At 75.7% G+C, this 22,478-nt stretch carries 17 protein-coding genes; 3 read left to right on the top strand and 14 right to left on the bottom strand.

All coding sequences use genetic code 11. From position 1 onward, the window contains the following. The first annotated feature begins 22 nt into the window (after positions 1–22). The 3 genes from ACIBQ8_RS07810 (at position 23) to ACIBQ8_RS07800 (ending at position 2,283) form a co-directional block, all read left to right on the top strand. Complete coding sequence (locus ACIBQ8_RS07810; protein ID WP_397173910.1) at positions 23–877, top strand: hypothetical protein; 855 nt, start codon at positions 23–25, stop codon at positions 875–877. 185 nt (positions 878–1,062) lie between these two features. Continuing rightward, positions 1,063–1,632 carry a GrpB family protein gene (locus ACIBQ8_RS07805; protein WP_397173912.1) on the top strand — a complete coding sequence of 190 codons (570 nt, stop codon included), beginning with the start codon at positions 1,063–1,065 and terminating at the stop codon, positions 1,630–1,632. Positions 1,633–1,701: 69 nt separating this feature from the next. Next, positions 1,702–2,283 (top strand): Pycsar system effector family protein, encoded by a 582-nt coding sequence (locus tag ACIBQ8_RS07800; RefSeq protein WP_397191489.1) that lies wholly within the window; start codon positions 1,702–1,704, stop codon positions 2,281–2,283. A gap of 10 nt (positions 2,284–2,293) precedes the next feature. Here ACIBQ8_RS07800 and ACIBQ8_RS07795 read toward each other — a convergent pair whose 3' ends face one another. The 14 genes from ACIBQ8_RS07795 to ACIBQ8_RS07730 all read right to left on the bottom strand — a co-directional run bounded on the left by ACIBQ8_RS07795 (position 2,294) and on the right by ACIBQ8_RS07730 (position 22,474). After that, positions 2,294–3,211, bottom strand: coding sequence for a tetratricopeptide repeat protein (locus ACIBQ8_RS07795; RefSeq protein ID WP_397173916.1), 918 nt, complete (start codon positions 3,209–3,211; stop codon positions 2,294–2,296). A gap of 170 nt (positions 3,212–3,381) precedes the next feature. Beyond that, a complete protein-coding gene (locus ACIBQ8_RS07790) occupies positions 3,382–4,086 on the bottom strand; it encodes a Crp/Fnr family transcriptional regulator (protein WP_397173917.1) in 705 nt (234 codons plus the stop codon). 15 nt (positions 4,087–4,101) lie between these two features. After that, entirely contained in the window at positions 4,102–5,505 is a 1,404-nt protein-coding gene (locus ACIBQ8_RS07785) for a tol-pal system YbgF family protein (protein ID WP_397191488.1), read from the bottom strand. A 64-nt stretch (positions 5,506–5,569) separates the two neighbouring features. Next, entirely contained in the window at positions 5,570–6,259 is a 690-nt protein-coding gene (locus tag ACIBQ8_RS07780; RefSeq protein WP_397191487.1) for a hypothetical protein, read from the bottom strand. A gap of 41 nt (positions 6,260–6,300) precedes the next feature. After that, complete coding sequence (locus ACIBQ8_RS07775; RefSeq protein ID WP_397191486.1) at positions 6,301–7,569, bottom strand: hypothetical protein; 1,269 nt, start codon at positions 7,567–7,569, stop codon at positions 6,301–6,303. 31 nt (positions 7,570–7,600) lie between these two features. Beyond that, the gene (locus tag ACIBQ8_RS07770) at positions 7,601–8,470 is read right to left on the bottom strand and encodes a protein phosphatase 2C domain-containing protein (protein ID WP_397173925.1); all 870 of its coding nucleotides are present in this window, start codon (positions 8,468–8,470) and stop codon (positions 7,601–7,603) included. Beyond that, complete coding sequence (locus ACIBQ8_RS07765; protein WP_397191485.1) at positions 8,470–9,804, bottom strand: hypothetical protein; 1,335 nt, start codon at positions 9,802–9,804, stop codon at positions 8,470–8,472. Before ACIBQ8_RS07765 ends, ACIBQ8_RS07770 begins: the two co-directional genes overlap by 1 nt. Positions 9,805–9,821: 17 nt before the next feature. Further along, positions 9,822–11,945 (bottom strand): hypothetical protein, encoded by a 2,124-nt coding sequence (locus ACIBQ8_RS07760; protein ID WP_397191484.1) that lies wholly within the window; start codon positions 11,943–11,945, stop codon positions 9,822–9,824. Then, positions 11,942–12,697, bottom strand: a complete 756-nt coding sequence (locus tag ACIBQ8_RS07755; RefSeq protein WP_397191483.1) for a hypothetical protein — start codon at positions 12,695–12,697, stop codon at positions 11,942–11,944. Before ACIBQ8_RS07755 ends, ACIBQ8_RS07760 begins: the two co-directional genes overlap by 4 nt. A 4-nt stretch (positions 12,698–12,701) precedes the next feature. Then, positions 12,702–14,387, bottom strand: coding sequence for a hypothetical protein (locus ACIBQ8_RS07750; RefSeq protein WP_397191482.1), 1,686 nt, complete (start codon positions 14,385–14,387; stop codon positions 12,702–12,704). Further along, positions 14,387–16,177, bottom strand: coding sequence for a hypothetical protein (locus tag ACIBQ8_RS07745; protein ID WP_397173934.1), 1,791 nt, complete (start codon positions 16,175–16,177; stop codon positions 14,387–14,389). The genes ACIBQ8_RS07750 and ACIBQ8_RS07745 overlap by 1 nt, the downstream gene beginning before the upstream one ends. Next, positions 16,174–17,175 (bottom strand): hypothetical protein, encoded by a 1,002-nt coding sequence (locus ACIBQ8_RS07740; RefSeq protein WP_397191481.1) that lies wholly within the window; start codon positions 17,173–17,175, stop codon positions 16,174–16,176. The genes ACIBQ8_RS07745 and ACIBQ8_RS07740 overlap by 4 nt, the downstream gene beginning before the upstream one ends. After that, entirely contained in the window at positions 17,172–19,346 is a 2,175-nt protein-coding gene (locus ACIBQ8_RS07735) for a hypothetical protein (RefSeq protein WP_397191480.1), read from the bottom strand. The genes ACIBQ8_RS07740 and ACIBQ8_RS07735 overlap by 4 nt, the downstream gene beginning before the upstream one ends. After that, entirely contained in the window at positions 19,343–22,474 is a 3,132-nt protein-coding gene (locus tag ACIBQ8_RS07730; protein WP_397173939.1) for a tubulin-like doman-containing protein, read from the bottom strand. Before ACIBQ8_RS07730 ends, ACIBQ8_RS07735 begins: the two co-directional genes overlap by 4 nt. Positions 22,475–22,478 lie beyond the last annotated feature (4 nt).

The raw sequence follows: 22,478 nt of genomic DNA, 5'->3' as shown, positions 1-22,478 counted from the left end.
TGGTAGTTATAGGCGGGTGCGAATGAAGCCCCTGGCCGCCGCGGCGGCGGTCGTCCCCGTCGTCGCCCTGGCCACGCCCGCCCACGCCGCCGTCGCCCGCCCGATCCAGGTGCCGCCGGGCACCACGGCGGCCTGGGTGGTGTTCGACAGGAAGGCGGGCAAGATCGTCGCCGTCCGGAACGCCCACCGCAAGTTCCGCTCGGCGTCCGTCGTCAAGATCCTCATCGCGATCGACTACCTGGAACGGCGCAAGAGCGTGCCCCCGGCCGACGCCCGGCTGCTGAAGATCATGCTGCGCTCCAGCGACGACGACGCCGCCTCGGCGTTCTGGGACCGCGACGGCAAGGGGCAGATCATCGTCCGGATGGCCCGCCGGCTCGGCCTGTCCGACACCACCCCGCCGCCCGCGTCCAAGCCCGGCTTCTGGGGCTACACCTCGCTCAGCGCGTACGACGTCGTCCGGACCTACCGCTACCTGCTCGACACCGCCGACGCCCGGGTGCGCGACCTCGTCCTCGGCCACCTGCGCGCCTCCACGCCGTGCGGCACCGACGGCTTCGACCAGACCTTCGGCATCCCGCGCGCGGTGCCGAGGCCGTGGGCGGTCAAGCAGGGCTGGTCGGGGTTCGGCACGACGCCGCCCGGCAGGTGCGACCCCAAGGCCCTGGCGGCGCCCGTCTCCTGGATCGCGCAGCGCGCGACCGGCTCCGGCGTGCCCGACTACGGGCGGCCCGTGCTGCACACGACGGGGCTGGCCGGGGCGGGCGACCGTCTGGTCATGGCGGTGCTCACGGCCCATCCGGCGGGCAGCGCGTGGAGCGGCTCGGTCAAACGCGTCACCGACCTGACCGCGGCCCTCCATCGCTCGGTCTCGTGACGCCGTAAACAAAATCGGGAAATGCCGGGAGCCCGCCGGGAAATCGTTCCCGCGGGCTGTCGGGCCTCTTTTCCGGGGGCGTTTTCTTCTGGTGAAACCCCTGGTCGTAGCGGCAGGAAAATGGCGTCGAACGTGAAAAGAGAAAAGCTCTAGGTGTGCCGCGCGGGCGGGGTTACCATTTGTCTGTGCCTAGCGTGGACATCGCGAGAAACGATCCGGGTTGGGAATCGGCCGGAAAGGCGCTCGCCGCCGAGCTGCTCGACGCGCTGACGCCCCCCGCGCTCCGGGTGGAGCACATCGGCAGCACCTCCATCCCCGGCATGGACGCCAAACCGATCCTCGATCTCCAGGTGAGCGTGCCCGACCTCGACGACGCCGAGGAGGCTCTGGCCGAGGCGCTGCGCGCGCTGGGCTTCGCCCGCACCGCCTACTTCCACGACCACGTCCCCGCGGGCTCGGCCGGCCCGCCCGACCTGTGGCGCAAGCGGCTCTGGATGCGCCGCGGCCACACCGGGCCCGACGTCAACCTGCACCTGCGCGCGGCGGGCGGCGCGGGGGAGCGCTTCGCCCTGCTGTTCCGCGACTGGTTCCGGGCCCATCCGGCCGCGGTGCCCGCCTACGCGGCCTTCAAGCGGTCCTTGGCCGAGACGGTGACCGACGGCGCGGCCTACACCGAGATGAAGAACCCGGTCGTCGACCTGGTCGTGGCGACTGCCGAGGACTGGGCGGCCCGCACCGGCTGGAAAGCGACCTAGCTCCGTGACCCGTCCAGGACAGCCCCGGCGGCCCGGCCGGCGCGCGCATCCGCACCCGGGAACGCCCTCATGAAGCGGGCTCCCGTCAAGAAGTCCCCTCCCGCCGTCGCGCCCGCCGTGCCGCCCGCCGTGCCGCCCGCCGGGCCGCCGGCCGAGCCGGGGGCCGAGCACGCCTGGAAGGCGCTCACGCTCGTCGTGGACCTGGTCAAGCACGCCGAGACCAAGGCGGGCCTCACCCTGGCCGCGGCGGGGGCCGTCGGCGGCCTGGTCTACACGCTCATCAGGAGCGTCCCCCGCACCGGGGCGGCCTTCGGGCTGGCGGCCGCGGCCTGCGCGGTGTGCGTCCTGGCCGCGGCCTTCGCCGCCGCGCTGGCGCTGATCCCCAGGGTGCGCAGCGAGCCCACCAACGCGCTGCACTACCACCACGTCGCCACGCGCTTCGGCGCCCGGCCCGAGACGTACATGGGCGAGCTGAGCGGCCTGGTCGCCCGGCCCGAGGAGCTCGTGCCCGCCCTCGCCCACCAGGTCTGGGCCAACGCCAGGGTGGCCAGGAAGAAGTACCGCTGGGCCGGCCTGGCGCTCGGCGCGCTGCTGGCCGGCCTGGCGATGCTCACCGTCACGGCCGTCATCGCGGTGGTGCAGAACCTCTGACCGCCGCCGGTCACGCCGACAGTTCCAGCAGCTCCCGCACCAGCCGCGCCAGCAAACCGCCGTCGTCCAGGAGGCCGGCCCCCGTCGCGAAGTAGTGCCGGGCGGCGGCGGGCCGGCCCGCCAGCCGCTCCAGCCGGCCGAGCTCCAGATACGCCGTGGCCTCCCGCGGCGCGCGCTCGATCAGGTACGTGTAGGTCAGCCGCGCCGCCTCCGCCTCACCCGCGTCGAGCTGGGCGCGGCCCAGCCGCAGCAACGTGGAGGGCGAGGGGGCAGGCTCGGCCCGCAGCAGCTCCTCCAGCGAGGCGACCCCGTCGGCGGCGCCGGCCGTACGGGCGGCGCCGGGCACGCCGCCCTGCGCCCGTTCCGACACCCACACCCACGCGGTCGCCGAGAAGCCCCGCTCCGGGATCGTCCCGTCCACCTTCCAGAACTCGTCGGGACGCAAGGAGCGGAAGCCGTGCCGGATCACGTCCTGGTAGAGATGGTCGGAGACGACCACCGCCAGCTCGGCGGCCGGATGGTCCACCAGCACCGACTTGACCGCCGGGCTGTCGAGCAGCCGGAAGCACTCGATGATCGCCGGGCCGCTGAAGCCGGTGGGCCCGGTCGACACCACGCCGTTGGTCAGCGACAGCCGCAGCCGGATCCGGGCGCCCTCGCTCAGCAGCCGGTTCTCCTGCCGCAGCGCGACGGTCAGCCCGTGCACCAGCTCGGGGACGACCGCCGTCTCGTCGATGTCGCTCGGGGGCATGATCAGCACGCCGTCGCCGCTGCTCTGCACGATCTCCTCGGGCAGCCCGGCGGCCCGGCAGGCCGCGTACACGACCGTGACCAGGCTCTGCTGGGCGCGGATCTGCTCGGGCACGGGCCGTCCGCTCCAGCCCTTGATGTCGACGGCTCCGCAGAGCACTCTTCGCGGCGATGACATGCGCGTCCTCTCCTGTCGATGGTCGAGGTCATTGTCCGGGGGGCCCGCGACCGGCAACCCCTACTGGTGCGGGGAAGCCGGCCCGGACAGCGGCGATCCTGGTGGGAGCCCGGCCCGCCGCGCAGGGGCCGGCGGGACGGGAGGGGGTCCCGGGCGGCCCCTGCCGGCGCTCACCGTGGGGGATCGCCGAGGAGGTGGTCCGGGACGTCCATGTCGGCCAGCGCGGCCAGCCCGGCCACGTCCAGGATGACCACCCGGCCGCGCTGGCTGACGACCAGCTCCTTCATGGCGGCGATGGCCTTCTGCACCGTTCCCTCCTTCGCGCCGATCAGCATGGCCAGCTCCGCCTGGCGCAGGTCGGCGGCCCAGTGGCCGTCCACGACGTTGGCGTACCGCTGCACCTGGTAGAGCACGGCGCGGGCGAGCCGCTGGTCCACCTCGTAGCCGGCCGCGTCGGCGCGGAAGATGTTGGCCTGCCGCAGCCGGTCGGCGGTGATGGCGGTCAGCGCCACCGCGGCCCTCGGCTGCGAGCCGACGAACTGCTTGAACGCCTCACCGCCCACCACCAGCATGGTGGCCGGCACCCGGACGGTCACCGTGGCGGTGCGCGGCATGTCCCCGAACACCGCCATCTCGCCCAGGATGTCGCCGGGATGGCGGATCGCCAGCAGCGTCTCCGCGCCGTTCTCCACCGTCGCGTGCACGTTGACCCGGCCGGTGAGCAGCAGGAAGACCGCCTCGCCCGGATCGCCCTGGTGGACCACGGCCTCCCCCGAGCCGTACGTCTTGACACGGCCCAGGCGCAGCAGCGCGTTGCGGGTCAGCTCGTCCAGCGCGCCGAGGAAGGAGGTCTTGGGCCACAGGTCGGGAGGCATGCGCGTCACCTCGGATCATGCGGGTGGGGGGCGGGGGACGTTCGTCGTCCAGGGGGACGCCGCCGGGTACAGGCCGTGCTCCTGGAGAACCCTGATTATGACGTCGCCGCCTTCCCGGGATGCGGCACCTGTGCAAACTTCCCGGAGGAAGTCCTTTCTGTCCTCACCGGAAACCCGGATCAGGGCGGTGCCGAGCAGCCGCCGGGTCGTCTGCAGGTCCCGGCGCCGGGCCGCCCGGAAGGCGAGCGGCACCAGCGGTAGCGGGCTGCGGGGGTCGGCCTCGGCCGCCTCGTTGAGGAAGGCGTCGGCGACGGCGAGGTCGCCCAGCGCGGTGCGCACGCATGACAGGTCGAGCAGCAGCGCGCAGGCCAGCCGGTCCGCCGCCGTTCCCGGCGTTCCCGTCGGCACCGCCGTCTGTGCCGCCGTCTGTGCCGCCCCGGCCGCCCCCGCCGTTCCCGCCGTTCCCGCCGGGACCGCTGGGAGCGCTGGGAGCGGGCGGCTTCGGATCAGGCGCAGGCCCTCGGTGAGGTAGACCAGCGCGAGGTGGGTGCGGTGGCGTTCGAGCTCCAGGCGGCCCAGCCGCTGGCACACCGCCGCGCACAGCGGCCTGCGTGCCAGCAGGAACGACCACGTCTGTGCCGCGGCCTCGACGTCGCCGAGCCGCCGGTGGCAGTCGCCGAGCCGCAGCAGCGACTCCTCGGCGTCCGGGCCGTCCGCCCCGGGCAGCAGCCGCAGCGTCTCCTCCAGGTCGAGGATCGCCTGCCGGTACTCGCCCCGCCCCAGCAGCCGCCCGGCCCGCGCCGCCATCTCCCCGGCCCGCGAACGGCACGGCCCGTCCGCGACGGGCCTGTCCGGGGCGGGCCCGTCCGGGGCGTGCAGCCAGGCGATCGGGGACGCGCCACGGCCGACCCGGACGGGACGGTAGTCCTCGGGACGGTGGTCCAGCAGCCCCCGGGCCACCACGTTCTGGAAGAAGGAGTCCGAGGCGACCACGGTCAGGTTCGCCGTCGTGGCCCGGACCGCGTCGCTGTCCAGCAGCCGGAGGCACTCGGCGACGGCGTGGCCCGCGATCCCCGGCGGCAGGACCAGCCCGCGGGCCAGCGCCAGCCGCAGCCTGATCCCGGACCGGGCGCCGCAGGCGCGGTTGGCGTCGTCGAGCGCGGCGCCGACCTCCCGCAGCAGGCGCGAGAGCACGTCCAGCGAGTCACCGCCGACCGGCAGCAGCAGGTGCACACCGTGGTCCGGCAACCAGCGCTGCTCCCCGCCGCCCTGGCCCCCGGCCTGGCCCCCGGCCTCGCGCCCGCCCCCGGCGTCGGTGCTGGGCCGTGAGGCGGAGTCGAACGCCGTGGTCAGCGCCGTCTGTAGCCGGGCCCGGGCGGCGGCCGTCCCGGGGGCGCGCTCGTCGATGCGGGCGGTCACGCACACACCGTCCACGCAAGCCTCCGATCCGGCCGGGGACAGGGCCCGTCAGCGCGGCCCGTCATCAGAACTCGACGTGGTCGAGGGGGACTTCGCGGAAGCCGGCGACCCGCTCCGGGACCTGCAACGTGTTGCCGGCGGCGGTGGCCACCAGGGAGTTGAGCATGGTGTTCAGCGCCGAGGTGATCGCCTCGGTGTCGGTCGCCGCGCCGGGCTCGGCGATGAAGGCCGCGACCGTGGCCATCCGCTGCAACACCCCCTCGACCGCCTCGCCGAACCCGTAGGTGAGGACGTGCGGATGCGGACGCCACCGCGGGTCGGTCAGCGCCTCGAACGCCTCCACCCATCTCTGCGCCGGAGTGTCGGCGGGCGCGCCGTCGGTCAGCAGGAACACGACGGGCCGCAGCGGACGCGACCCCCGCGCGGTCAGCCCGGACAGGTCGAGCTCGATGCGGTCGCGCAGCGCCTCGAACAACGGGGCGAAGTACGTGGACCCGCGGCACTCCACGGTCGGCAGGCCGGTCAGCGCGGCGATCTCCGTCATCGCCAGCACCACGTGCGGCCGGGTGCTGAAGGTCAGGATCGACAGATGGACGAACTCCGAGATGCGCGGGCTGGAGTAGAGCGTGTTGACGATGTCCTCAAGGGTGCGGTTGAGCAGGCTCTCGTGCGGCTTCATGGACTTGGACACGTCGAGCACCAGATAGGTCGGCAGGACCTGCTGCCCGGCCTGGCCGGGGCTTGGATCGTTCACGGGGGCTCCAGATCTGACGTCGTTGGGGGCCGGACGCCGGCTCAGGCGAACAGGGACGCCACGAGCCCGGCGCCGGCGAGCAGCACAAGGACGGCGAGGCAGACCACGATCACCACGGGCAGCAGGCGTCCCGGGGAGAGGACCCCGCCAGGAGCCGTCGTCGGCCGGCCCTCGGAAGGGGCGGCGTCCGCGGGCCGGCGCTCCGGCCGCCCTGCCCGCCCGCCGGTCGCACCGGCGGCCCGGTCCACAGAAGCAGGGGGCGGGTCCGCAGGGGAGGCGGCCCGTCCCACAGAGGCAGCGGGCGGGCCCGCAGGGGAGGCGGCCCGGTCCGGAGGGGCAGCGGGCCGGGCTGCGGGGGAGGCGGGGCGGTCGGGCGGGACGTCCGCGACCGGGCCGAGCGGCGGGCGCGGGACGGGGATCCGGACGAACTGCTCCGGGCGCGCCGTCTCCAGCAGGGCCAGCAGCTCGGCGACGGCAGGACGCCGCGCGGGGTCGGCGGCGGTCAGCGACCGGTGCAGCGCCTGGCCGAGCGGCCCGTCGCGCACGGCCGACGGCAGCGCGGCGTGGGCGGCCTCGGGGTCCGGTCCGCGCACCCCGGTCAGGCAGCGCACGACCAGCACCGCCAGCTTGTACCGGTCCGTCCGGACGGTCAGCCGGTCACCGGGCGCCACGCGGGGGTCGTCCCACATCTTGGACTCCACCCACGGCCGGTCCGTCAACCCGCAGGAGTCCACGTCGATGACGAACACCCGGCCGCTGCGGCGCGTCCAGAAGGCGTTGGCGTAGGACCAGTCGCCGTAGACGACGTCGTGCCGCTCCAGCAGGGCCCCGACGGCGGCGAGGTTGCGCGCGACGGCCAGCCGCTCGGCCGGGGCCGGCGTCTCCCAGCCGCGCCGGGCGAAGAACCCCGGATCGGCCTGGACGAGATGGTCGACCTCCAGCAGCCGGACCGTCGTCGATCCCGAGATCATCCGCATCGGGACGCCGAACTCCGCCGGCGCCCTGGCGATGACGACCCCGGCCGTCCTGCCGCCGTCCACGACCCGGGTGACCGGCCAGGACACGCTCCGGTCGATCAGCGCCCGATCGGCCGCCGGCATCCCGGCCGGCAGGGCGATCAGCCGCTCCAGGACGCCGGCCGCCCCGGGGGTGTGACCAGGCCGGTAGAGCTTCACCAGCCAGCCGGGGTGGGCGGCGCACTCGTAGACGATCTCCGACTCGCCGTTCTCGGCCGCGAGCACGGCGCCGCGCTCGGCGACCTCCGCGATCGGTGTGACGGCCTCGAACGGGCTGTCCGACCATGCCCTCACGACCCGCACCTCCCTTGCGCCCGCCTGCCGGTCATGGGGCGCACCACACGACGACGGCGGTGCGGTCGTCGAGCCTGCCGGGGGACTCGAAGCCGACGTCCCGCAGGAACTCGGCGATGGGCGGCGGCGCGCTCCACCGGCCGGCGAACCAGCCCGCCAGGGGGTCGCCGGGCGCCAGCGCGTCCCCCAGGCCGTCGGTGGCCAGCGCCAGCACCGCGTCCGGCGCGAGTTCGACGGTGACGCTCGTGACCTGGTCGGGATGGAAGGGCAGGAACTCCGTCAGCCGGCCCGCGTCCAGCCCGGCCTTCTCCTCGCCGATCAGCCGCCGCCAGCCCCGCGGGAGCCGCAGCCAGCCGCCGACGTCGGCCAGCGCCATCAGCCTGGCCGTGCGCCGCCCGCCGGGATCCGGGCTCACCGGGACGACGGCGACCAGCGCCGCCGCCCGCACGTCGTGCTCGGTGACGCCGTGCCGCACCGCCGAGCCGGCCATCTGCCGGGCCGCGTCGAGGAAGACGTCGCAGGCGCGCAGGGGGCCGCCGCGGTCCAGGTCCGCTCTGACCCGGCCGACCAGGGCGGTGACCGCGACGTTCGCGCCCAGGTGCGACTGCCTGCTGTCGGACATGCCGTCCGCGAGCGCCACGATCAGGTGCCGTTTGGCGGTGTCCCTGCCGAGGCGGTAGGCGTCCTGCCGGGGCACGGCGGGCTCGGCGCACCGGTGGCCGGGGCCCACGAGCGACACCGCCCGCACCGTCAGGTCGCCGACGCTGACGGCGTCCGCGGCGATCCCGGCCAGGGCCGGCTCGTCCGGCAGCCGCCAGGGCAGCCGCGCCGCGGGCGAGGACGCCGGCGCCGCGGGCTCGGCGGGGACGGGAGGCGGCGCCTTGCGGAAGGGCCAGGGCATCACGGCTCCCCGACGACGTGCGGGCCCCCGCCGAACCCGTCCTCGAAGCCGCTGTCGAAGCCGCTGTCGAAGCCGTCGTCGTACGTCTCGCCCGTGCGGGGACCGGCGGCGTGGCCGTTGTGGTGGCGGCCGCGCTGCCAGGGCGCCGGCTGCCAGCCGGTGACGTGGTCCACCGATCCGGGCACCACCTGCGACGGCAGCACGTCCTCGCCGTCGTCCCGGGGGCCGGCCGCCGGCGGGGGAGGGGGCTGCAGGGCGGGCCGCGGCTCCCGCGCGCCGATCTGCTCGATCCCGAACGCCCCGATCGGCGCGGCGCTGGCGATCCCCTCGATGGGCTCGATGATCAGCTTGCGGATCGTGTCCATCTCCGCTTCCTGGATCATGTCGTTGTCCACGAGCTTGTTGAACAGGTCGATGCGGGCCTGCATGCTCAGCTCCTTGCGCTTGCGGATGTCGCCGATGACGTCGGCCACCCGCTCGGGTGCGCGGTGGAGCAGCAGCAGCATCAGGTCGTCCTCGGAGGTGATCTGGTGCCGCAGGCCGGTGATGCCCTCGGCCTCAAGCTGGCCCTCGATGCGGGCGTCCGCCTGGGCGGCCATCCAGCCGGCCGCCTTGCGGTCGTGGCTGACCTGCACGGCGAAGCGGAACAGCGAGATGCCCTCCTGGGGGTAGCTCTGCACCCGGTCGTTGCCGAAGTCGGCCATGAGCTGCCGTTCCAGGTCGGCGTCGCGGGTGATGTCGAAGCCGCGGCAGACGGGCGAGACCGCCTCGCGGACCCGCGACTGCACCAGGGCGTTGCCGTCCTGGATCCGGGACGTCACGATCTTGACCGGGTCGGTGACCCGCCACCCCACGTCGATCCGCAGCCGGAACCTGGCCGCCCGCGAACTGCTGGCCAGCTCCAGGTGCAGCGCGGTGTAGTGGTCGGACATGTCCACCTCGTACCGCCACCGGTAGCGGCGGACGAAGATGCCGGGCGGCTTGGCCAGATGGAAGACCTGGCCGGAGTCGTCGCTGTAGAGCAGCGCCCGTCCCGGCTGGATGGGCGCGCGGCCCGCCTCCTGCACCGTCTGCTCGACCAGGATGAGCGGGACCGGCGGCGGGGCGGGCGGCCCCCAGATGTCCTCGGCGGCGTGCTGGGGCAGGTGCTCGCGGGGGCTGCGCGAGTGCGGCGGCACCGGCGGGCCCTGGGGGAGCGGGCCGGTCATCCCGGCCGGGTAGTTCTGCGGGAGGGCCGGGCCGGGCGGCGCCGGCTGCGGGCCGGCGCCGCCGTGGTGCCGCGGCGGGCCGCCGTTCCCGGGCAGGGCCTGGGGAGGCAGGGGCTGGGGAGGCATGGGCTGGTTCACTGCGGTCAACTCTCTTCTCGGACGAGGCGGAGGACCTCCGCGGCGGCGGCGGGCGCGGGACGCGAGCCCTTGGCCCACTTGCCGGCCTCGTGGGCCAGGATCGTGGCGCTGCGCGGGGTCTCGGCGACCGCCTGCATGAGACGCGCGAACGACCTGCGGGCCTGGGGATGGGCGTCCACGGTGTGCGCCCACTCGGCGAGGATCTCCTTGGCGTGCGGGTTCAGGTGGGGTGCGGTGACGGCGTCCCGCCACAGGGCGGCGATCTCCCGGTGCCGTACGGGGTCCCGGGTGGCGATGTAGAGCAGGGCCGGCCAGGTGGCGCCGCTCACCTGGCGGACCAGGTCGGCCGCGGCCAGCAGGAACGCCAGGCGGGCGATCGGCTTGCGCGAGCTCTTGCCGAGCCAGCGCAGCAGGAGCGCGGGCGCCTCCAGACGTTCGCCGTCGACCTCCCACATCTCGGTGAGGCTGTTGCAGATCGCCGTCATCACGTCCAGGTCGGCGGAGGAGGCCAGCTCCTCCAGGGCCTTCATGGCCGCGGCGGGGCCGGCCGCGTCGTACTCGATCCGCCAGCACCGGGCCGCGGTGGCCCGCAGCTCCGGCGACTCGTCCGCCGACCAGGCGTGCACCAGGTTCCGGACGGGCGGCGCGAGGTCCGGGTCGGCCATCGCGGCGTGCCGCAGGGCCCGCGCGGCGGCGTCCCGCAGGTCGGGGTCGTCGCCCTCCGCCCAGGGCCTGATCACCAGCGCCCGGACGTGGTCGAAGGACCTGGCCCCGAGGACGCCGGTGGCGACCGCCGCCCGCACCCGGACCGACTCCAGCTCGTGCCGCGCGCACACGCGCAACCAGGCCAGCAGGGTGGGACGCGCCTGGTCGTACTCGTTCCAGAAGTAGAGCAGGTACTTCTGCTGGAAGCTCGGGTCGCGGTAGCGCACGACCTCGGTGGGCGCGCCGCCGTGCCGGGTCTGCACCGTCGAGCGGACGACGTGGGCGCGCAGCGCGCGAAACCGGGCCCGCTTGCGCGCGACCAGCGGGGCGTCCCTGGCCGGCTCCGCGCTCTCCAGCGGGTGCTCGGGCTCCAGGCTCTCGCGCATCAGCTCGGCCGCGGCCGAGACCGTCTCGTACGGCTCGCCGCCCAGCACCGACACCGCCACCGCCATGCTCTGGGTGGGCAGGTCCGGCAGGCCCTCGGCCCACCTCTCGAACTCGGCCGCGTCCAGCATCGCCAGCCGGTCGCCGACGGTCTCGGCCAGCGGCTCGCCCGCCTTGTAGGCCTCGGCGGCGTACGCCGCGACCAGGGCGGCGTGCGCGGGCGAGGAGTTCTTGTCCAGCTCGCTCCGGAGCAGCGCCATCATCTCCCGGTCGCCGAAGACCCGTTCCGTGGCCTCGTCGTCGAGGTCGCGGCTCAGGTGCCGGTAGAAGACCTCGACGCGGTCGGTCACCTCGCCCAGCTCCACGACCAGCGCGCCGGCTCCGGAGCCGGTGATCCGGCCGCCGGCGGACATCGTCACGACGAGCCGCGCGTGGGCGCGTTCGAACACGTCGGCGAGCTGGCCGAGGTCGTCGGCGGTGAGCTCGCGGCAGGCCGAGCCCGGCAGGTCGGCCAGGATGTAGCCGCATCCCTTGGCCAGCACGTCGGGGGTGAGCGCGCTCAACCGGGTGTCGGCGTGCAGCCGGTAGACCGCCGCGCAGCCGAGCAGGAGCCTGGTGGCCGCCATGCACCTGCCGCTGCCGGGGTCGGCCCGCAGGAACAGCACCGGGCGCGTCCCGGCCGCCTCGGCCAGGGCGTCGAAGTCGGCCGGGGCGACGAACCGCTTGTCCGCGTGTTCGAGGTCGGCCGGTCCCAGCCGCCATACGCGCGGGGCGTCCGTGGCCGCCGACACGGCGTGGTAGGTGATGTACAGGTCGCGGCCGGCCGCCTGGCCCGCGCGCACGTCCGCGCCGCCGAAGCTGGAGAAGGCGTCCGCCTCGGTGCCCAGCCGGTCCTGCACGACGCCGGGGGTGGCGGCTCTGGCGGAGATCTCCCGGCCCAGGTCGTGCGGCTTGCGCTCGCCGGGCTCGGGCTCGCCTTCCGGGCTCTGGGGGTCGGGGCTCTTCGGCTCCTCCTGGTTCGGCGGTTCCTTGTCGCTCATGTCCTGTCTCCGAAGTGCTGGTGGACGTCGCGGCCGGCGACGGTGCCGGCGATGATGTGCGCCCCCGCGAACGGCCCGCCGCCGCCGTTGCCGGTGCCGGGGGCGGGCGGGGCAGGAGCGGTGGCGGTGCCGGGGGCGGGGGCGGCTTCGGAAGCGGGGACGGCGCCCGCCGGGTCCTCGGGCCAGGGATGCCCGCCCGGCAGCCACAGCCACGCCCGCCGGCCGCCCGCGTCGACCTCGCGCAGGTCCTTGGTCTCCAGCGAGGTGAGCTGCCCGGCGATGGTGTCCTCGACGACGTCCGCCGACATGACCACCACCAGCTCGGCCGCGCCCCGCTCCAGCACGGCCCGCGCGGCGGCGCAACCGGCCAGCTCCCTGGCCACCACCGGGCCCGGCCCGGTGTACCCGCCGGCCGCCTCCCCGGCCGTCATGCCGAAGTTGATCGCCAGCCGCAGGCGCAGCCGCCCCTCGGGCGCGGTCACCCGGTTGTGCTCGCGCACCGCGCCCAGCACCTGGTGGACGAACGCGTCGCACACCACCGGCTCCGGCTCGCCCGGCGGCAGCACGGCCAGCTCGCCCCCGACCTCCCCGACCCGTCCCCAGGACGGCCGGTCGAGCCGGGCCCGCCGGGCCGCCACGTCCAGCGCGCCGCTCAGCCCCTCCCGGATCAGCCCCTGCATCCTGGCCGTACGCGTGTCGTAGCCGTGCGCCCGCACCGCCAGCACCAGCCTGCGTTCGAAATCGTGGCCCATGCGCTCACCACCGGACCAGAAGGAGACTCAGCACGATCACGGCCAGGACCAGGCCGACCGGCAGCCAGCGCGGCACCCGCGCCGGCCGCAGCCAGAAGTCCAGCAGCAGGCCCGGCGGCCGGGCCGGACGCGCCGCCGGCAGGCGCGGTGTCTCCTGGCGGGGCTCGGCCATGCGGTTCAGCAGCTCGGGCAGCAGCCGGTCGGCCAGGACGGCGGCCTGCCGCGGATCGTCCAGCCGGGCGTAGATGAGCGCGCCCGCCCGCGACCACACCTCCGCGCCGTCCTCCCGCGCCAGCCGCGCGGCCAGCCAGCGCATCGGCTGCCCCCTGTCGAGCCGCGGGCCGAGCAGCGGTTGCAGCAGGCCGGCCAGCCGCGAGGAGGCGAGGTCGCGGTAGTGCTCGGTCAGCCGGGCGGCGTGCCAGTCCACGTGACTGAGCTGCTCGGCGATCTGCGCCGCCTCGGCCTCCGGCACCGTCACCCGGCGGACGGCGGCGGCGCAGATCCACTCGACGAGCTGGAAGAAGGCGTCGCCGTGCTGGGCGGGCAGCATCCGGTACAGCTCGGCCAGCAGCTTTCCGTCCATGGCATCCGTTTCGTCCGTGCCGCCGGGGGCGGCGGGCGGGGGGCTCACCGGTTCCGCGCCGCCGGGCGCGCGGTGCGCCCCGGGGGCGGCGGGCGAGGCCGGCTGCTGCACCGCGAAGACGTAGCCCGGCGCGGGCGGGTCGGCGTACTGGCGCAGGCAGACGGCCGCCGCCTCCAGCCGGGCCTCCAGCGTGCGGTACTGCGACACGACCGCCTCCAGCCGCCCGGCCACGCCCGTCCCGCCCAGCTCCTGGTAGGCCCTGACCAGGCAGCGGGCGAGCGTGTCGCACTCGTCGGCGGGCGCCCGCTGCTCCTCCCGCAGGGCGACCCTGTTCTCCTCCCGCGGCTGGGTGGGCGGCGCGCCGCCGTGCGCCTGGGCCACGCGGAAGACCAGGTGCGGCTGCAGGCCGCCGCGGTCGTCGCCCTGCGCGGCCTCCAAGGTGGAGAACGACGGGCGCCAGGCGTGCGCCGTCCCCTGGAGCAGCACCGCGGCGGTGAACCGCAGCCCCCGCAGGTAGGCGCCCTGGACGGGCGTCTGGAAGTCGGCGGACGGGAGCATCGCCGCGAGGGGCCGTCCCGGCTGCCGCAGGACGGCGGCCACCAGGGCGGCCAGGCCAGGGACGGGCTGCGGCCGGGTGGCGGCCCGGGTGAGGAAGGCGGCGGTCAGCTCCTCGCGGGCGTCGGCCGACAGCTTGGCCAGCGTCCGGCCCGGGAAGATCCGGCCGGGCGGCTCTGCCGGGCACAGCGCCTCCAGCCCCTGCCACAGGCAGGCCAGCGCCAGGTCGACGCTCACCGCCGCGCACGGCCCGATCAGCGCGCGCGCCACCTGCGGATGCCGGCCGCCGCCGGCCTGCGCGGACGGCACGGGCAGGACGAGCGCGTCCGGGTCGTACGAGCGCTCGATGATCGTGGCCAGCTCGTCGCCGGGCAGGACGAGGTAGACCAGGCTGCGATGGCCGGGACTCACCCCCCGCGGCAGCGTGGCCATGGGCAGGATCAGCCGGGAGGCGTGGTGGATGCGCGGATCGTCGGTGGAGTAGGCGATGGGCCCGAAGTCCTTGTCCGGCCGCCAGCGGAACTCGACCTGGTCGACTGACGTCGCGTTCATCAGATTCCGATCCTCCGGGCTTCTGGGGAGGTGAGCACGCCGGTCATCGCCATCAGGGAGATCAGCGGATTGAGCACCCGGCAGGGCCGCACGCCGCGGACGAACGTCTTGCCCGCCACGGTGTCGGAGCCGGCCGCCGAGGCCACGTGGAAGGTGGCCTTGCGGCATTCGCGGTAGGGCCGCGTCCAGGCGTCGGCCTGCCTGGCCCGGAGGTAGGCGTAGACGTCGGCGCTCTCCCGCAGCGACGACTCCGGGTCGAGCACCCGGTCCGGCTGCCGCAGCCACCACGCGATCGGGTCCTCGAAGCGCAGCAGGTCGGCCTTGCCCAGCACGATCGCCGTGCTCAGCTCGGCCAGGCGGCCCGACCCCTGCAGGAGCTCCAGCACGGTGGCGAAGGTGCGGTCGCCGAGCGCGTCCCGGCCCAGCTCGGCGGCGTTCACCACGAAGATCAGCCCGTCGGCCACGTCGAGGAAGCGGCGCGCCGACTCGATCTCCAGCAGGTCGCCGCCCGCCACGTCGAACAGCGCGATCGGGCGGGCGTCCCCGCCCGCCTCGCGCACCATGAAGACGTCCACCAGGCCGACGGCCCCCGGCCGGGTGTGCTCGACCACCCGCGAGTCGTTGAGGAACGGACTGACCTGCTCGTCGACCAGGCTCTGGTGGGCCGCCAGGCTGATCGCCTGATGGCTCAGGCCGGGGCCGAGGCCGTGTTTCTCCAGTTGCGCGATCATGGAGATCAGCAGGTGCGTCTTGCCGGAGTTGGTCGCGCCGACGAACCCGTAGACCGACGGCGTGCCGTGCCCGCCGTAGGCGAGCGGGAGGTAGTGGGCCGCCGCGGGCCCGTCCTCCTCCGGCCCCGGGCAGCGGACGAAGGCCGTGCGCCGCAGCACCGCCCGCTGCGTCGGGCTCGCGCCGTCCGGGATCGTCAGCGTGACGTAGGCGCCCTCGCCGCGGTCGTAGCGGTAGAGCTCGCGCTCGTCCCAGGTCAGGGTCGCGGCGCAGATCGGGCACGGCACGAGGGGGCCGCTCGCCTCGCGGGCGGCCGGGCCGGACGGTGCGGAAGGGGGCATGGGCGCTCCGTTGGCTCTGCGCGCGTAGCCGGCCACCAGCCGGCCGGCGACGCTGTCATGGACGGGATGCGGGGACAGCGTCACCGCGCCCCGGCGGAACCGGACGAGCAGCCCCGGATGGCTGGGCGGCCTGGCCCGGTCGTCGTAGGTCTCGAAGGCCAGCGGCCGGAGGGTGCGCCCCGCTTCGCCGGCGGCCGCGCCGAGGACGGCGTCCAGCCCCCACAGCAGCGCGTGCGCGCACCGCGACGGCGGCAGTTCGATCGGGCCCTCCGCGCCGGCCAGCACGTGCGACAGCAGCGGCACGAGCTGCGCCAACGACTCCGGCGAGCGGGCCTCGGCGTCCAGGCCGGCCCGGTACGGCTCGACGCCGCGCCCGGTGAGCGGCATCAGGCGGCCGCCCGGCCCGCGCAGCCAGCGCCAGTCGCGCAGCTCCAGCGCGAGCCGGGGCGTCAGCAGCTCGGGCGCGCCCACGAGCAGCCGGGCCAGCGCGCTGCGCCCGCCGTGCGGCTGCTCGCGCCGGACCAGCACGGCCTGCCGGTCGAAGATCGCGTAGACGTGGCTGACCCCCGGCGAGCCGCCGGGATCGGTGCGCAGCCAGTGCTCGACCCGGCGGTGGAGCCGCGCGAGCTCGTCCGGCCGGAGCGTGGAGGCGGTGGGCCCGAAGGCCGGGCCCGACGCCGAGCGCTGCCATCCGTAGGTGACCTGGTGCAGGACGCTCATCTGCGCCGCCTCCAGGGACGCCCGCGCCGGGACGGCTCTTCGGGGGCGGCCGGGGCGGCCGGGACCGGCTCGGCCGCGGCGACCGGCGCGGTCTGCGGGTGCTTGAGCGCCCGCAGCGCGAAGAAGTCCGCCCTGCCGCGCTCCAGCGCCACGTCCGGCGACATCCCGCGCGGCACCGGGTCGGGGACGTCGAGCCGCCGCAGCAGCTCGCGGACCGACGGACGCCCCTCGGGCGGGCCGAAGACGCCCCGCAGCAGGCGCGCCAGGTCGGGCGGCGCGTCGGCCAGGTCGGCCCGCTCCGGGGCGCGGCCGGTCGCCACCCAGAAGATGAGCCGTCCCGCCGCCCAGACGTCGTCCTCGCCGGTCACCACGCCGGCGGTCTGGCCGGGCCGCTGCTCGGGCGCCCACCAGGGCGGCGCGCCGGCCACCGACCGGGGCGTCCCGGCCAGGGCGGCCTCGGTGAAGCCGGTGATCTGCGCGCACACGGTGTCCCAGTGGACGGTCTCGGGCGACAGCGCCCGGTGCGCGATCCCGGCGGCGCTCGTCCACCGCAGCCCGGTCAGCAGGCTCCGCTGGAACGGCAGGTTCTCACTCGGCAGGATCCGGCCCAGCGTGCCGCCGACGGGCTTGCCGCGGCAGGGCTCCAGCAGCACGAACGGCAGCTCGCCGTCCGCCTCGTAGCCGATCAGCCGGGACACCTCCGGCGGGTACGGCGCCGAGCCGCAGAGCCTGCTCAGCCGCAGGCCCGCCAGGATCTCGTTGTCCAGGGCGTCGTACCCGGACCCGGGACCCGCGGCCGACGGGCCGACGTGGCGGACCTCGCGCTGGCTCCCGCCGGGCCAGGAGAGCGCGAGCAGGCAGGACCGCAGCGGCGGCGCGGGCGGATGGGGATCCTCGCGGCGGGCGGTCACCGTGACCTCGGCGGGGGCGCCGTGGCGGTCGCGGAAGCGCAGCACCGTCCCCGGTTCGGGCGTCGGCGCCGTCGTCGGTGCGGTCATCGGCGCTCGCCCTCCTGGACGGGCTCCGGCTCGTCCGCCCAGGTCTGGCGGGCGACGCCCGGCCGTACCGGGACCAGGCGCAGCGTCCCGGCGTGGCGGGCCGAGGGCACCCAGACCGTCCCGGCGGGCAGCGACTCCTCCAGCGCGGCCCGGCAGGGGCGCGGGGCGAAGCGCACGGCGGCGGGCGGCCCGGCGCCGACGTCCAGCAGCGACAGGTCGCGGGCCAGGCAGAGCTGCCACATGACGGCGGACACGTCGTGCCCCGCGGCCGAGGCCAGCTCCGGCAGGTCCTCCTCCGGCGCGGCGCCGTCGGCCTCGACCGCCCATTCCGTCGCGAACGGCGGCGGATCGTCCAGGCCGTGCTCGGCGACGTGCTTCTCCCAGATCGAGAACAGCTCGGCGGCCCTGCCGCCGGCCCGTTCGCCGTGCTCGGCGGTCGAGCCTGCGGCCAGCCCGCGCAGTGCCGGCGCCGCCGCCTCGAGCACCAGGTCCGCCAGGAAGCGCTCGACCCGCCGGTCCCGCCGCCCGGGGACGTCGTTCGCCGCGCCGCCCGGCGGCCGGGTGCGCTCGGCGACGACGGCGGCGACGTGGGCGAGCGCGGCGCTCACCCGGGCCGTCGCGTCGGCGGCGTCCACCCCCGCCCCCGCCCGCGCCCACTCACGGTCGGCGGCGCCGGCGACGGACAGCAGGTCGTCGACCGCCTTCGCGGCCGCGTCGAAGCGCCGCGCCGCCGCCCAGGCCGCCGTACGCCGCCGCCAGGAGCCGCGGATCGCCAGCACCGCGACGGCCAGCGCCACGATCAGCACCAGGGCCCACGCCGGTTGCGGCAGGATCCCCGCCGCCTCCAGCGCCGCGCCGGCCAGCCCGCCCGCGACGCCGCCCACCACGGCGGCGGCGGCGTTCGCGGCGAGCGCGCCGAGGTGCCCGCCCGGCCGCCCGCCGGGCCCGCGCAGCACGGTCAGCGCGACCGACAGCGCCCAGAGCAGCGCCATCACCAGCCCGCTGGCCACCCCGAACGGGGTGAGCCCGGCCAGCGCCGCGCTCACCAGGCCGACGACGGGCAGCCACGGCTGCGGACCCGCCATCGGCTCGGGATCGCGCAGCCCCGCCACCAGCGCGTCCGGGCAGACCTCCCGCAGCCGCGGCACGAGCGCCCGGCTGCCGCGCGGCATCAGCCGCGTCTGCCACCGGTCCAGGCCCTCGACCAGGCGGGGCAGCGGCGTGCCGGCCCGCAGGCCATGGTCCAGGTACCGGCGGATCGAGGCGCGGACGCGGGCGGCGTCGAACTCCTCCGGCTCGGCGGGCACGATCCCGGCCGCGGTGACGGCCGCCCGGGAGCCGGCGTCGGGCCTGGCGCCGCTGTGTGCCGCGACGAACAGCTCCTCCAGCCGCTCCCGCAGCCGGCCGAGTGCCTGCCCGGCGGCGGTCGCCGCCGGCTCCGCGGGGACCGGGCCGAGCATGAGGGACAGGTCGTCGCCCAGCTCGTCGCCCAGGGCGGCCGCCTCGTCCAGGGCGGTGCGGGCCTGGGCAACCAGGCTCGCCAGGACGCCGCCGAGGGCCGGCCGCAGGGGCTGCGCAGGCGGGCCCACCGGCGCTCCGGCGGGCTCGGGCAGCTCGCCGCCGCCGGCGGCCAGCAGCCGCCCGCCCGCCGCGGCGAGCGCCTGGCGCAGGTCGCCGCCGCCCGCGCCCGTCCAGGCCAGCCGGATCCCCGGATTGGCGATGCGGCCGGGCAGACGCTCGACCCGGCGCAGCGCGTCGTGGAACACCTCGCTCAGCGACAGCACGTCGAGCAGGCGCAGCAGGCCCGCCTCTGCGCCCTCCGCCCGGTCCCGCCGGACCGCGGGCGCCGCCGCGGCCGGCCGCCAGTCGATCCCGTACGGATCGGGCACCCACAACACCCCGGCCGCCTGGGTCAGGCTGCCCGGCAGCACGATCCGGTGTGGTTCGTCCCGCGGCCGGCCCACCGCCACGCACAGCACCTCGTCGGTGTAGCGGGAGGCCAGCAGCATCTCGTAGGCGCGGCGGTGCCCGGCCAGGGCCGCCACGTCGTCCACCACCAGCAGCGACGTCAGGTCCTCCTGGCCGTCGTCGGACAGCAGCGCCGCCACCTCGCCGGCCGCGCCCTCCTCGCCGAGACCCCGCAGGTTCAGCCGGACCACCCGCCCGCTCACGCGGCGCCGCCCGTCCGGCGCTTGTACGCCTCGTACAGGGCGTGCAGGTTCTCCCGCGTCGCGCCGGGCAGCTCGAACTTGACGGCCATCGCCGCGGGCAGCGTCTCGTGCCAGAACCGGCGCAGCATCCGGGCCCTGGCCCGGTTCGCCGGGGCGATCTCGACGAGCATCCGGTCCAGGCAGTCGACCTGCTCCCCGGCCAGCCCCACCACCAGCTCGAACAGCTTCGACGGCGGCTGCGTGCCCTCGTCCAGCTTGTACGGCGCCGCCTGCATGAGCTGGGCGCAGAACACCCGGGCGGCGTCGTCGTTGTCGGCCAGCGTCCACAGCTCGTACGCCTGGAGCAGGCTGCCCCAGGAGGAGGCGTCCTCCAGCGCCTTGAGGCCGAGCGACATGGCCACCTCGTTGAGCCGGACCTCGGCCTGCGACGGCGAGGCCGGGTCGCCCAGCACCCGAACGTCGCCGTTCCACATCGCGCACAGCAGCCGGTGCAGGATGAGCACCCGGTGCTCCTCCCGGGTGGCGAGGTAGCCGAAGTCGTAGCCGGTGCGCTGCCGCCAGGGCAGGAAGTCGTCCCGGCGCGGCCGGTGCACCGCGTCCGCCCAGGTGCGCAGGACGTGCCGGACCTCCTTGACGTCGGTGATGCCCATCGAGGACCGGAACAGCACGACCGAGACGGACTCGGCGGTGGTGCCGCTGAACTCGAAGGTGATGCCGGGTCCCGCGGGAAGCTGCAACGACGTGCGCAGGTAGGCGGCGACGGCCGGGTTCTCGGCGCCCGGATAGGACACCAGCACCTTCAGCGGCCCCGTGCCCTGCGGCGTGAAGTTGGCCGGCACCAGGCCGGTGAGCCGGCTGCGGAACTCCTCCAGCTCCGCCTCCCCGAACCGGGGCCGGTCCGAGCCCAGCCCCGCCGCCTGATCCAGCAGGTCGCGCAGCTTGGGCAGCAGCGTCGCGCGCCCCTGCGTCTCCTCCTGCAGGTACGTCTTGACGTCGGTCTTGATCCGCTCGCGCAGCTCGTGGACCGCCCGTTCGGGGGTCGTCTCGATCGACTGGCGGTAGATCCGCTGCCAGCCGTCCTGGCCCATCAGGCGGCGCAGCACCTCGGCGTCGTCCGCGGTCGGCTCGATCATCAGCCGCTCCCGGATGCGGCCCACGGCGTTGCGGTAGAACTGCTCCAGGCTGCCGGTGGGCAGGTGGAAGACCACGCCGACCCGGGGCCGGTACAGATGTTCGGAACGTTCCCTGAACCGGTCGGGGTCCTGCCGGGCCAGGTCGTGCAGCGTCTGGTTGAGCGCGCGCAGGTGGTCCTCGGCCACGCCGAGCGCGCGCTCCCACCGCTGGTGCTGGGACGCCCACGGCTCGGTCCACAACACCCGGCTGCGCCAGCTGTACCAGCTCTCCTGCTGCTGCCGGGCCTCGGCCGGGGCGTCGTCGGTCCACTTGACCTTGACCATGCCGAGCGAGCGGTCGCGCAGCTGGGGCAGGGCGGGCGGCACCTCGCGGATGCCCGGCGGCGGCGGCGGGGGCACGCTGCGGCGCTGCATCAGGCCCTTGGCCCCGAACCGGTCCACCGGGTCGGCGAGCGAGGCGTGCCCGAACAGTACGCGCCGCACCCGGAACGGGTCGTTCGCGCCGAGCAGCCCGAGCACCGCGCTGCCCGGGTCGAACTGGCTCACCATGGCGGGGACGGCCTGGTCGAGCTGGGCCCGCAGCTCGTTCAGCCCGATCCGCATCGCGGCCAGGCGGTCGGCCAGCGCCGCCAGCACCTCGCGGGCGCCCGTGGCCGGTCCGGGCTCGGCGTACTCGACCTGCCGCCGGGCGAAGACCTGGTGGATGTGGGAGAGCGTGAAGAACTCCTCGATCAGCGCCCGGTTGCTCTCCGCGCCCGGCGGCGGCTCGCGCAGCTCCTCGACGGCGGCCCGCAGCAGCCGTCCGGCCACGACGTCGGCCAGCTCCTCCACCGGCGTGGTCAGCGACGTCACCAGCGCCGTGGACACCCCGCGGTTGCCCACGCCGTTCTCGGCCATGGTCTGCCGCTGGGCGACGGAGTTGATGAAGCTGTCGGCGAAGGACTGGTGCTGCTCCCCGTCGTTGCGGACCTTCGGGCTCAGCTCGGTGCCGATCAGCGACATCACCAGCGACACCACCGAGCGCCGCAGGTCGCCGGGCTTGGCGCCGGTCGGGCGGGAGAACAGGAACGCGGTCTGGGCGACGCCCGGCCGCATCGCCACGCGTCCCTCCAGCGGGTAGCGCACCGCGATCTCCTCCGGGTCGGCCTGGTCACCCTCCAGACCGGGCAGGTGGCGTACGGCGTCGGCGGTGTTCTGGTGGTCCACCAGCTGGAACATGTCGAGCAGGGCCCGGCCGGCGTTGAGCTCGGCCGGTCGTCCGCCGCCCGCGCCCGACTCGAAGGCCGAGGGCATCAGCACCAGCGGGTAGATCTTGGGCTTCAGGTCCGTCTCCTGGAACTGCCTGCTGATCAGGTGGAGGTAGTCGTAGAAGATGCCCGCGCCGGTGCCCCCGGCGACGGAGAACGCCACGAAGACGTCCACCGCCCTCGGGTTGATCGTCGCGCCGTCGGCCAGCCGGAACAGGTCGGTGGCCGCCTGGTTGCCGGACAGGTTGCCGATGGCCGCGTTGATGTCGCGGATGGCCGGGCCGATCCCGTCGCGGAAGGTCTCGAACAGGGCCGCCCGCCCGACGGTCGGCATCTGCCCGGCGCCCTTCTGCAGGGGCAGCACCCGCGGTTCCCCGTGGCTGGGCGGCAGCCAGCCGCGCACGGCCTCCCCGGCCGCCAGCCGCAGGTTCACCGCCACCTGGGGGTAGGAGTCCACCTGCGGCACCAGGCCGCGCACGTAGTGGGCGGTGAGCTGCGCCGTGTGCACGTGCTGCGGGCCGGGCACGACGCTCAGCGGCAGCCGGTCCAGCTCGGCCTGGTTGACATCGGCGTAGACGAACTGCAGGCAGGCCGGGAGCTGGTAGCGCTGGGCGTCCTCGCGCTTGCGCTGGAAGAGGCTGCCGTCGGGGCCGCAGATCTCCTCGCGCAGCCGGCGCTCCAGGCCGGCGCCGATCGCGCAGCCGGTGCCGCCGAGGCCGACGAAGAGCAGGGGCTGGTAGAGCTTCATGGGG

Source organism: Nonomuraea sp. NPDC049646, from assembly GCF_044465525.1.
Taxonomy (GTDB): Bacteria; Actinomycetota; Actinomycetes; order Streptosporangiales; family Streptosporangiaceae; genus Nonomuraea.
The sequence above is the reverse complement of the archived record's forward strand: the minus strand, read 5'-3'. Positions and strand labels throughout refer to the sequence as shown.